This window comes from Portibacter lacus, assembly GCF_021533215.1.
Lineage (GTDB): Bacteria > Bacteroidota > Bacteroidia > Chitinophagales > Saprospiraceae > Portibacter > Portibacter lacus.
Genome location: NZ_JAJNKA010000002.1, coordinates 23,622 through 36,148 on the forward strand (window position 1 = coordinate 23,622; position 12,527 = coordinate 36,148).

The following is a 12,527-nucleotide window of genomic DNA, read 5'->3' on the forward strand; positions in this document are numbered from 1 at the left end:
ATTAATTAGCTGCCCTTATCTTATGTATTCATTTTAAGCATAAATGTTTCGAAAAACCATAACCCTTGTTTTATTCTTTTGTGCAATTGGAGTTTCAGCACAAAAAGTAAATTTGCATTTTAAAAGATTTAGCACAGAAGATGGTCTTTCACATTCTAAGGTCAATTGCTTTTTAGAAGACAGCAGAGGATATATGTGGATCGGAACGGACGATGGATTGAATAGATTCTCTGGATTTACATTCAAAGTTTTCAAAGATGAATTACCTCAGTCTAGAATCAAGGATATCATTAAAGACGATAATGGACATTTATGGATCGGGACAGCCAATGGATTGTGTTTATATGAACCAGAAAAAGAAAAATTTACTCATTTTACGAAAGTAGGAGATTGCGAAAATTGTTTGGCAGGGCAAGTCATTAGCACATTAGAATTAGATGGAAATGAAGTGTGGATCGGCACCAATGCTGGTCTTTCTAAAATCAATATTGAAACTCACGAAATAGAATCATGGTATTATGACGAAAACACAGACGTCGTAGAGGTTCTATTCGCAGTTAGAGATATTGAAATTGTGGATAGTCAACGGCTACTATTGGCCTCAGACGAAGGCTTAATTTTCTATAATAAAATGACCAAAACCTTCACCTATTTCAACGAAGAACATGGGCTGAAATCTCGTGGACTAGAGACTATCTACAAAGATAGAAATGGCGAATATTGGTTGGCATCAGATCGAGATGGCGTTTATAAAGTAACTGAAGGTCTTGAACATCCGAAATTTGAACTAAATCCATCCTATATAATGAATATGGAGGGTAATGTCACGGTATATGATTTTACGGAAGATGCTGATGGCAAATTATGGATTGGTTCTTATTTTGGACTAACCATTGTCGATACGAAAACAGGAACAATTAGTTACCATAATAATGATCCTTTAGATGAGTTTTCATTAAACCAAAACCAAGTTTCGCAAATTTATAAAGACAGGAATGATAGAATATGGATTGGGACACCATCTGGTATAAATGTATATGATCCTTATTATAATCAATTCGAATTGATGTCAAAAATTGATGAGAATCCACTCGGTGCTATTTTCTGTTTCTTAGAAGATCATGAGCATAACTTATGGATGGGAAGTCAAAATAATGGTATTTATATTATAAAAAAGAATGGTGAGACGGACCATTTGGTTCCTAGAAAACAAGTCTATGCATTAGAAGAGGATGACGATCAAAAAGTATGGGCGAGTGTACCACATAGAATGCATATTTTCGAAGAAGGTAGTTTAAGTTATTTTGACAAAGTACCAACCGCCTCCGTATACCAAATAAAAAAAGACGACCAAGGAAACCTTTGGATGGCAACGCATGGAGAAGGTGTCGTAAAAATAGATGAGGCTGGAGTTGTTAAACAATTCAAATATTTCAACAATGACCCTTTGCTTTCTAGTAAAAACTATGTGATCAATCTGGATTTCGATTCCAAGGGACGTATTTGGACTGGAAACTTTAACCTTGGAGGAGCAATTATAAAAAATCCTAGTTCCGATTCCGTTTTCTATAAGATTAATGGAGACAAACCATTCTATCTTAAAAATGTCAATGATTACCATTTCGAAAATGAATCTGTGATTCTGAGCACAATTGAAGGTATATTTTATTTTGAAAATGCAGAACAGCTACTTAGCGATACCAGTGCTACATTTACAAAGATAAATGACGCCTATTCATATGAAATCATTCCAGGTAAGCCAGATAATTTATGGGTAAGCAGTACTTCAGGACTTTATAAAATTGACCTAAAAAATAAAACTTCGAAATCTTACAAACATCAAATTCCAAAGAAATATCAAGATTTCAACCATAGCGCAGGGCTAAAAACCCAAGATGGTTATCTCTATTTTGGGAATTCAAATGGGCTGGTAAAATTTAAACCAGAAAATATTAAACCGAATCCTAACAAACCCATCGTACGACTAAAAAATTTAAAGATTCTTAATGAGTTACTTATCACATCTTCTGATAGTTTAGAGAATAGATCTTTACCCTTAGAGATTTCCTACCTGGAAGAGATTAAGCTCCTTCCCAAGGATAAAATATTTTCCATAGAAATGGAGGTGATTAATTTCACAGCTAATGGAGGAATTCAGAAAGAATACTTTCTAGAAGGTTTTGACGAAGGCTGGCAACAAGCAGAATCCAACATTATCACAAGATCTAACCTTTCACCAGGCAAGTATACGCTGCGAATTCGAGCCATTAATAATGATGGCCTGACTAGTGATGAAACGACTTTAGACATTCATGTGATCGCTCCATGGTGGAAAAGATGGTGGGCATATTTAATCTATTTAGCAATGGTCGTTCTGTTATTTATCGGTATGATGACCTTTCGCATAAATCAAGAAAGAAAATTAGAGCATGTTAGAACAACAGAGCGTGAAACATTCAGAAAAAGAAGTGCTCAAGATTTTCATGACGAAGCGGGAACAAAGATAACTCGGATATCGCTATTAACTGAAATGGCTAAAAGAGCTGCTGCTGAAAGTCCCATCATTACATCTCATTTAGAGCGAATAGAGCAAAATCTCGAAGAATTAAATTACGGAATGAGGGACTTTATCTGGAGCCTTGATATCGACAAAGACAATTTACTGGAAACCATCAATCGCTTCATAGATTTTGCTGGATCCATTTGTGAAGAAGCAGATATTTCTTTCACATCGTCAGCAATCGATCCAAGCTTGGAAGGATTAAAAGCGGACATGGAGGATCGCAGAAATATCATTCTGCTTTTAAAAGAGGTGTTAAATAATTCTATTAAACACAGTGGTGCGAGTGAAATTTCGTTTTCAGTTGAAAAATCTGATGTTCAAGTAGTAATTCAATTAAGCGACAATGGGAAAGGCTTCGAAACTTCGACTGCCAAAAAAGGTAATGGGCTCCGGAACATCGCAAATCGAGCGGAAAAATTAAGCGCTGTTTTAAACATTGAATCACAAGTTCATTCAGGAACAAAAATTACATTGACACTAAATGAGACGTTATTTAATTCAAGCTAAAAACCTCAAAATTTACTCAAATCTGGACCAAGTTCATCAGTACGAGATTAATAACCGTCTCGGTTTAAAACCCAAGATCCTAATCTAACTATGATCAACAAGTAAGAGTGACAACGGACCTTTACTATTGCTAGACTTCCGAATATTTATTTAATTAATCCTTTTCTCATAGCCTTTCTGATCGCTGCAGCCCTCGTATGAACATGGAGTTTTTTATATATACTTTTGATGTGTGCTTTTATGGTGTTCGCAGAAACAAACAACTCCTTAGCAATCTGACTATTGTTATTACCATCACTTAGCTTAATTAGAACTTCCATTTCCCGCTGAGAAAGAACAGGTATATTTTCAACTCTAAAAGTCTCCACAATAGAACGAGCGATGGATGGACTTATCGGCGCACCACCTTGCAGTACATCTCTAATTCCTTTAAATAAATTATTCGGCGGTGTTCCCTTTAACAAATATCCGATTGCGCCATTTCGCAGCGCCGAAAACACTGTATCCGAATCTTCATGAACAGTAAGCATTAGAATATTCAAGTCTGGCTGTAGTTCCTTAATTAACGGAATAGCTTCGATTCCATTCATTCCAGGTAAACTCACGTCTAAAAGTAGAACATCAGAATGCACATACTTCAATGCGAGAATAGCATCTTCAGCATTGACGCTTCCACCAGTTAGTCGAAACCCTAGTTCTTCCTTAATTAGAAACTGCAAGGATTCCATGATGACCTCATCATCTTCAATGATATATATTCTTATATCTTCTTCCATTTCATGTTCAAATTACGAAAATATAATCAAGGTTGTTATTACCTGAATGGGTAATTTTTCTTAATTTTGCAGTGTGAAAAAGGTAATTATATTATTGTTTACTTTAGCCGTTACACTATCATCTGTGCGCGAACTGGTTATCTATTCCACCTACTACCTCAATATAGAATACATTTCTAACCAACTGTGTATCAACATTAACGAACCAGAATTAATGTGTTTCGGAAAGTGTTACTTAGAAGATCAGTTGATCAACCAAACATCGAATAATCAAGAGCACTCTGCAAAATTCTTGCTTGATACTAAGGTTAATTTGATATGTGAAGCTCAGCCAAACTTATCTTCAGAACTTAAACCAGTTCAGCAAAGTAAGCATTGCATTTTCTTTTACGAAAATCACAAGCGCTCTAACTGGCTAAAACAGCAATTCCGTCCTCCTATCGCATAGTTTTTTCCGATTTTATTTAAAGAAAAACTAAAAACATGCAATCAATCAAAATCATTTTGGTCGTGTGTATTATTAGTTTGTCATTTACTAAAAGTTATGCGTGTGATAGTTGTGGTGGAAACATAGGATCTACTTTCAATGGCTTATTAAGCCTCAGAAATTCTAACTATATCACGATGAAGTGGGATTACACATCCTATATTTCAAGTAAATCATCAAGCCATAATATACAGGATTATTTTCATGCGATACAATTGTCAGGACGTTACCAAATAAAAAATAATTGGTCAGTCCAAGCCTTTGTACAGTATCTAAGCAAATCTAGAACAGAAGACTCGAACACCAGTATTTTCTCTGGGTTAGGAGACGCAATTGCCAGTCTGAATTACGCAATTCCTGGTGATGTTTTTTGTTCCATTAGAAAATCCGCTGAGTTTGCAGCTGGTCTTAAAATGCCTACCGGAAAGTATAAGTCATCTTTGCATGACGTAAATCTACCGCAGAATTTCAATTTAGGAACTGGAGGACTTGGCTACTTTGTTAGTGGAAACTTTTCACTAAGTGGAGCAAGAAATGGAATGGCTATTTATTCAGCATACATCCTCGAATCAAAGTCTCCAGATGGCTATAAATTCGGCAATACTTGGAGTAACAATCTTTCTATTTTCAGAAAGCAATCCATATCACCTTCCTATACAATATTAGGTTCCACTGGGCTGGTTTATGAAAAACAAGACATAGAAAGATTTGCCAATGGGAATAAAGTCGTTGCTAGCGGAAGTGAAGCGCTTCTAATCCCTATTTCACTAGGAATAACGCATCAGAAATGGATGGTACAAGCCAAATATTCTATGCCAATTTATCAAAATTTTACTAACCATGAACTGAATATGACCAATCGAGTGAGTGTTCAATTCAGTTATTTTTTAAATTAATAATGATCATGAAATTTAAACACATAATAATTCTAACATTAGCTTTCATTAGCTTCAGCGCATGCGAAAAGGATAATACTATTGAGGAAAAAGAAGAAAGCTTCGAGTATCATGCACATATCCATTCGCCTGACAATGAAACCAAAAAAATGGGACAAGAACTATCCATTGACATCACCTTTGAAAGTCATTCAGGCATGCCTGTTCATCACATCAACGTAACCATTTACGAAAAAAATGATGAATCGGTTATTATTTATAATCAGCCAGATGAAGCTCATGTCCATGAAGAGGATGGAAATTTGGACTTTACAGATACGATACTTCTTTCAGAAGAAAACGGTTTCTCAGCACACACTGATTACATTTTAAAAGCCAAAGTATGGGCTCACGAAGCTGGTCTCGAAGAAGTCGAAGAAACTGTAGCGTTTCACGTTCACCCAGAATAAGAACTTCATTATTTCGTTTAATTGATAAGAAAGCATGTTCTGAGAAGACATGCTTTCTTTTTTTTTACCTCAAATTCAAATCATTTTCAAGACTCAAGCGTTCTTAATCCATATGAAAACAACGATCACTATCCTGAGTCTCCTATTTATTTTTGGATCTGTAAAAGGGCAATCTACTGCTCCTGAAGAATATCAGACAGCACTCAATGAAAAGTTAGAAGATATCTTTTCAACTTCTATAATTCCAGGCATTTCAGCCTCTGTTTATTTTAAAGATATGGGTGAGTGGTCTGGAGTAGCTGGAATTTCGTACGATGAAGTTGCAATAGACACCAACATGTTATTCGGAATGGCAAGTAATACAAAGCTATTTACTGCTGTCATATGTCTTAAAATGGCCTCACACGGGTATTTCACTTTAGAAGATCCGATCAGTATGTGGATTCCTGATTTCCAGTATGTAGACCCTAACATCACCGTAAAACAATTGCTACAACATAACTCTGGTCTTAATGATTTCATCAACAATACCGATCTTTTTCCTGGGCAAATTCTCACTAACCCAACTAAAATTTGGACTCCAGAAGAAACATTAGCCTATATCTTAGAACCGATAACAACTCCTGAAGACGGCATCTATTATTCTAATGCAAACTATGTATTAGCTGCAATGGTATTAGAATCTGCAACAGGACTGAAATACAACGATCTTCTCCGCGATTCTATATTTGAACCACTGGGATTAAAAGATATTTTCATTGATGGTTTTGAAGAAATCAATCTAGAAATGGCGCACCCATTTCTTTTCGGAACTGATTATTCTGAAACATCTAGAACAGCCTTGGGTACGATCACTTGGGCAGCTGGCGCTATTGTCACAAAACCTTCTACCTTGACAAAATGGTACGATGAAGTTTTTAATCAATCTTTTCTAGATCAAGACATTCTAAACCAGATTATGGATTTTGTAGAATGGCCAGAAGATCCCGAAATGAAAATGATGGGTTTAGGACTTTATCAACTTAATATTAATGACCGATTATATTATGGCCATGGAGGAAGGACTATCGGATATTCTTCCTATACATTATTCGATGTGGAAAATGGGAATTCTATAAATGTAGCAACGAATGAATTTTTATCTGATGCTTTAACTATTGCTGTTGCCTTAGCAGAAAAATCAAATGAACTTTCTAATACAGAAACAAATGTCAAGGATCTGGAGGAAGAAATTAGCTTTTACCCTAATCCTGTAAGCCACTATTTAACCATTGGAAAGCATGACCATTTAGACATTTACAATGCTGAAGGGAAGAAGGTTTTAAGTTCAAACGGCCGATCTACGTTATCTACAAAAAGTTTATCTGCTGGAATTTACTACCTAAAAATTCAAAAAGACCAAAAAATTAACACACATAAATTAGTAGTAAATCATTAATCTAAAATTTAGAATCATGAAAAAAATATTCCCTTTGCTCTTACTTTCCGAGATTGTCCTCGCTATTTATAGCCAAGTTGTATTCGGTGGATTAAAGGAATTACTGAATTCAGATTTTGGATTTTATCTAGATGTAAATAGAGGCTATGAGTGGAATTATATTTTAAATAAAGAAGAAGAAATACTACCTTGGTTATGGAGTAAAACAAAAATCTAAGAAGCATAGTAAAAAAGACAAATAAACTGCTCTTTTAATATAAAGGCAATCATTATCGGTCGATTAGGATGCTTGAAAATTAATTACAATGAATAAAATAAACAGGAGGGAATTCAATAAAACTTTAGTGAAAGGCGTAGGTGGAATAAGCATCGCCAGCCAATTGCCATTTCATTCATTGCGAAATAGGTTCGATAAAAAAAGCTTGGGAGTTGCACTTGTTGGTCTTGGAAGTTACAGTAGAGGTCAGCTAGCACCTGGTTTGCTAGAAACAGAGCATTGTCACTTAGCTGGAATTGTAACGGGTACTCCTGCTAAGGCAGAATCTTGGTCTAAGAAATATAACATCGATAAAGAGAACATTTACAATTATGAAAACTTCGACCAGATCGCAAGTAACAAAAATATAGACATCGTCTATGTAGTGCTCCCTAATGCTATGCACGCAGATTTCTGTATCAGAGCGGCCAAGGCAGGTAAACATGTTATCTGCGAGAAGCCAATGGCGATAAGTGTTGCAGAATGTGATGCCATCATAGCCGCTTGTAATAAAGCTAATGTAAAATTAAGTGTAGGCTACCGATTACAGTCTGAGCCCTATACTCTTGAAGTTAAGCGAATCGTTCGTGAAAAAGTGTTCGGTGAACTTAGATATGTATCCGCAGATGCTGGTTATAATTCAAGAGGTAATCCTGATCAGTGGAGATTAAATTATGCTCTTTCGGGCGGTGGTGCGTTGATGAATATGGGCGTATATGCTATTCAAAGCGCTATTTACGGTTCCGGTCAAAATCCAACTTCTGTTTCTGCTCAAGAATTTAGCACGAGACCAGAATATTTTAAGGATACAGACGAAGCCATTGCTGCTCAATTTGAATTTCCTAGTGGAGCAGTGGGTAATATATTCACTTCGCATAATGCTAATGTCAATCGACTTTATAGTGCTTTCGACAAAGGTTGGGTAGAACTGAATCCAGCCAACAATTACGGTCCACTTAGCGGAAGGAGATCAGATGGTGAAATAATAAAATTTCCACACAAACGACAGCAATCCCTTCAGATGGATGATTTCGCAAAACACATTCTAACTGGTTCACTCAATAGAGCACCAGGGGAAATGGGCAAGCGAGATATGATCATTGTCGAAGCGATCTACGAATCGATTAAGAAAAACGGAGTAAAAATTGACTTAAATCTCGGACGACTTGGTATCGTAGAGTAAATTAATTTACTCTAGGATCATATTTCAGTTTCTGAACCATTTCCATATTCATCGGATCTGCGTAAGTTCCATAGGCGCTTACTAATAGTCCTTTCAAGTTATTTTTTTCTGATGAAATAGCGTATAAAACAGAACTGTCATCAGGATTAGTCATCCCTTCGAATCTGAACATCTGATCAACGTCAAAATCGCTAGGTTTCATCGTCGTGTCTAATTTCACACATTCTATACCTTCTTCCTTAATAGAAAAATCTTCTGTATAGCCTTTGTCTTGCATGGCTTTCACCGCTTCTGAAAGCGTATCATAATTATTTTGTTTCATGTTTTTATTTTTTCTTCTTAACTCATGAGAAGAAATATTTGTTCGATATTGTTTGACTTGCTCGCACTGAAGTACGAGGTCCTTTGACAGTATCAATATCAAGTTAAATTCGATTTTTAAATGATATGTTTTAGCATTTAATATAACATCATGATAGTAACCCAGTTTTGGAATTCAGAAATACAATAGGAGCTTGGAATTTATTCCGAGACAATCTGGCTCGCACTGAAGTACGAGGTCCTTTGACAGTATCCTTATCAAGTTGAATTCAAATATTAAATGATATGTCATAGCACGTAATATAACATCATGATAGTAACCCAGTTTTGGAATTCAGAAGTACAATAGGAGCTTGGAATTTATTCCGAGATAATCTGACTCGCTCTGAAGTACAAGGTCCTTTGACATTATCCTTATCAAGTTGAATTCAAATATTAAATGATATGTTTTAGCACGTAATATAACATCATAGTAACCCAGTTTTGGAACTCAGAATTACAATAGGAGCTTGGAATTTATTCCGAGACAATCTGGCTCGCACTGAAGTACAAGGTCCTTTGAAAGTGTAGCAAAGGAATTTTCATTCTAAGCACTCATTAAAACATTGACCTAAAACTAAAAGAAATTGCTATTCATGCAGAAAACTAAACTTTCTGATCCATATTAATTATCCCACCAGAAACAATAGTCTGCATTACATCTTTCGCCTTGCTATTGATCGGTTTGATCTTCTTCCGAGGAACTAAAAATAGGTCACCAGAAAGACTGAATGAAAGCGGAAAATACACCAGAAAGAAAATATCTTCGTCCCTTTGGTCAGTCATGTCACCAAGCAAAAGTGAGACTTCCTTATTCGTTACAAAGCCAATTTTATAAATATCATCACCATGCATCTGCACCATCACTGGCTCTGAAAACTTGTGATCCCTACCAATCAATGCCGTCGTCAAATCCTTAACCGCTTTATAGATCAATCCTAAGATCGGCAACTTGATGACGTTTTTTTCAAAGTTATCCCAGAAGGAATTTCCAACGATGGATTTCGCTAGCATTCCAATTAGTGTAATGGCTGCAATGATGATCAATAGTAAAACTACAGAAGACTTGATTTTAAGATAAGAATCGAGGGTCGAAATCAAATAGTAAATCACACCGATCGTCATTACTATCGGAAGCACAATCGCAACACCAGAAATAAAGTAACCAAGGATTTTCTTTAACATTGTAGATTCATGTTTTTATAGAATACAACAGATAACAAATTTGTATCAAAGATAAATCCATTTTACACCAAAAAATAGCGTTCGAGGCAAAGAAGGACCATAAATAAAATTACTGTCCCTGTATTTCCCTATATCGAAATCATCTTGATATGCATTTAGTATATTCTTTATTCCTGCATATAGTTCGATATTACTTTTTAATTTATTCAATGGTAGCTTGTATCCCAACTTTACATTGACCTCCGAAAACGATTCCGAATGAACATATTCATCGAGCGTCTGATTCGGTGCCCCACTGAAATGAGGAAGAATCATCGAACCAGTATAGACATAATTTATATTTGCGTTCCAATGCCTACCTGGCGTAATCGTCAAATTCGCAAACCCATATTGATTCGGTGTTCTTGTAAAGGCTTTTATAGCTTCCAGTCCTTCGATATAAGTCACTGGTTTTTCGTAAGTACTCGTCTGCAAGGTATATCCTCCTTCCACTTGAACTTGTCGATTATAATTAGCTCTTAACTCTAAAGTCACACCTTGTACCGTTGCGTTCTGAGCATTACGCTTTTCGAAAAGTTCACCGAATTGATCTGTTCCAATCGGTGTCAGGTTAAAAGCATCTTTAAGTTGGGTATGAAAGGCTTCTAGTGTAAAACCAGCCACATATTCTTCTGTCGGTTTATCATAATTAATCGAAGCAGAAAAACTCTGTGAATTTTCAGGCTTTAAATCGAGTGCTAGCATGACACGCGAAATTCCGCCACCAGCAAAGGCAATGTGAAGGTCTGTATCAAATGCCTGTGGAGCTCTAAATCCGGTGCCATAACTCAGTCTAAACTGAGTATTCTCCTTTAATTTATAGAGGATCGACGCTCGAGGACTAACCACTAAGTTTTCAACCAAATTATGCTGGTCAATCCTTACTCCAGAAAGTAAGTTCAGTGACGGAAGTATTTCCCAGTCACTTTGCAAGAAAAGGCCTAAATCTTGTGTTTTTTGGTCAATGAGATAGCGATATGCTTCGATTTCGTCATAGGTATCATCGACTACATATTCTCCTCCGAAAGTAAATACGTTTTTACCTTTTAGGAATTGATCAACGGAATGATTCAACTGAAATCCACCTTGATAAGTTGTTGATAAAGAAGTCCCATATGGCGGATTCGCAAGGTGATTCAGGATTTCTTCTTCCGTATCAGGAAAAATACCCGTGTAATGTTGTCGATCGGTGTATTGGCCAGCGAGGTAGGCAATAAATGAAGTTCTGTCCTGATTAAAATTGATCTGATAATCTAAGTTTCCCATATATACCTTATGCGTTCTTTCTTCTGACTGAGCGGTTTCATGTGGCGGGACATCTTTCATCTCACCTCCATATCGATACTCATACATCCTACTGAAACTGACTTCCAATTTTTGAGTTTCTGAAGGCAAGTAAAACAACGTACTGCCGAGAGAAAAATTCTTCAAGCTAGGAAGTTCTGAAAAATTGTCTTGATTGTGATCGTACAAGCCTCTTTTTCTATTATTCATAAAAACTGCTATTCCTATCTTTTTAGAGGGAGACATGATGGTTCCATTTAAACTTGTCAAAATATCATCCGTCGTTTGGTTAATTTTCTGAAAGGTCTGATTCACTTCGAAACCATTGTTCTTTGGGACTTTCGTAATCACATTCACAGTTCCTCCTACCGCACTCGAACCATATAATGAAGACCCACCACCTCTTATCACTTCTAACCTATCGATCATATTCGTAGGCAATTGCTCCATGCCATAGAGTCCCGTTAAAGGACTGAAAATAGGCCGTCCATTAATCAGAATCTGAGCATATCCACCTGCAAGACCATTCATTCTTAATTGAGTGTAATTGCAAGTCTGGCAATCAGTTTCTACTCTAAGTCCAGGTTGAAACCGCAACCCTTCTGAGAGATTACAGGCCTGCACATTATCAAGTGTTTTACCATCTACAACATTGACGATAACGGCAGACTTGGTTTGGCGTTTAAAAGTTTTCGTTCCAGTAACAACGACTTCATCGAAGACCATCAATTTAGACGCGAGGTTTATAGTCAAGGTGGCAGTAGGATTTGTTCCTGATACTGTAACTGTTGTGTCTACTTGTTCATAACCGATAAAGCTTATGCTTAACTGATAGGTGCCAAAAGGTACTTTTTCAAATTTAAAATTTCCGCCATGTTCGGTATTAGCACCTTTATCAAGTTCTTTAATATAAATAGTAGCAAAGTCAACGCCCACTTTTTGGTCTTTAACGACACCACTAATTGTTCCTAATTGGGCACTTAGACTCGTAATACCCATCAGTAAAAACCCAAAAAGTAATATTTTTCGAATAACCATAATTATATTATCTACACTGCAAATATATATTGTTAGATACTATCTAACAATTAAAATCAATATATT

General features: G+C 36.2%; 11 protein-coding genes. 7 read left to right on the forward strand and 4 right to left on the reverse strand.

Translation table 11 applies throughout. From position 1 onward, the window contains the following. Window positions 1–112: 112 nt before the first annotated feature. Complete coding sequence (locus L2586_RS02655; RefSeq protein WP_235291222.1) at window positions 113–3,070, forward strand: sensor histidine kinase; 2,958 nt, start codon at window positions 113–115, stop codon at window positions 3,068–3,070. A 146-nt stretch (window positions 3,071–3,216) separates the two neighbouring features. On the opposite strand, the gene L2586_RS02660 is transcribed toward L2586_RS02655, so the two are convergent. Further along, window positions 3,217–3,846, reverse strand: coding sequence for a response regulator (locus L2586_RS02660; RefSeq protein WP_235291223.1), 630 nt, complete (start codon window positions 3,844–3,846; stop codon window positions 3,217–3,219). 73 nt (window positions 3,847–3,919) lie between these two features. On the opposite strand from L2586_RS02660, the gene L2586_RS02665 reads away from it, so the two are divergent. From L2586_RS02665 to L2586_RS02690, 6 genes are all read left to right on the forward strand, one after another. After that, complete coding sequence (locus L2586_RS02665) at window positions 3,920–4,294, forward strand: hypothetical protein (protein WP_235291224.1); 375 nt, start codon at window positions 3,920–3,922, stop codon at window positions 4,292–4,294. Window positions 4,295–4,329: 35 nt separating this feature from the next. Then, window positions 4,330–5,229, forward strand: coding sequence for a hypothetical protein (locus L2586_RS02670; protein WP_235291225.1), 900 nt, complete (start codon window positions 4,330–4,332; stop codon window positions 5,227–5,229). Between the two features lie 8 nt (window positions 5,230–5,237). After that, window positions 5,238–5,678, forward strand: coding sequence for a VCBS domain-containing protein (locus L2586_RS02675; protein ID WP_235291226.1), 441 nt, complete (start codon window positions 5,238–5,240; stop codon window positions 5,676–5,678). Between the two features lie 112 nt (window positions 5,679–5,790). After that, window positions 5,791–7,116, forward strand: coding sequence for a serine hydrolase (locus L2586_RS02680; protein WP_235291227.1), 1,326 nt, complete (start codon window positions 5,791–5,793; stop codon window positions 7,114–7,116). A gap of 16 nt (window positions 7,117–7,132) precedes the next feature. Beyond that, complete coding sequence (locus tag L2586_RS02685; protein WP_235291228.1) at window positions 7,133–7,333, forward strand: hypothetical protein; 201 nt, start codon at window positions 7,133–7,135, stop codon at window positions 7,331–7,333. A gap of 88 nt (window positions 7,334–7,421) precedes the next feature. Beyond that, the gene (locus tag L2586_RS02690) at window positions 7,422–8,555 is read left to right on the forward strand and encodes a Gfo/Idh/MocA family protein (protein WP_235291229.1); all 1,134 of its coding nucleotides are present in this window, start codon (window positions 7,422–7,424) and stop codon (window positions 8,553–8,555) included. A 1-nt stretch (window position 8,556) separates the two neighbouring features. On the opposite strand, the gene L2586_RS02695 is transcribed toward L2586_RS02690, so the two are convergent. The 3 genes from L2586_RS02695 to L2586_RS02705 form a co-directional block, all read right to left on the reverse strand. After that, on the reverse strand, window positions 8,557–8,877 hold the full coding sequence (locus tag L2586_RS02695) for a phosphoribosylpyrophosphate synthetase (RefSeq protein WP_235291230.1): 321 nt from the start codon (window positions 8,875–8,877) through the stop codon (window positions 8,557–8,559). Window positions 8,878–9,521: 644 nt separating this feature from the next. Next, the gene (locus L2586_RS02700) at window positions 9,522–10,100 is read right to left on the reverse strand and encodes a DUF502 domain-containing protein (RefSeq protein WP_235291231.1); all 579 of its coding nucleotides are present in this window, start codon (window positions 10,098–10,100) and stop codon (window positions 9,522–9,524) included. Between the two features lie 45 nt (window positions 10,101–10,145). Further along, on the reverse strand, window positions 10,146–12,461 hold the full coding sequence (locus tag L2586_RS02705) for a TonB-dependent receptor (protein WP_235291232.1): 2,316 nt from the start codon (window positions 12,459–12,461) through the stop codon (window positions 10,146–10,148). Between the last annotated feature and the right edge of the window lie 66 nt (window positions 12,462–12,527).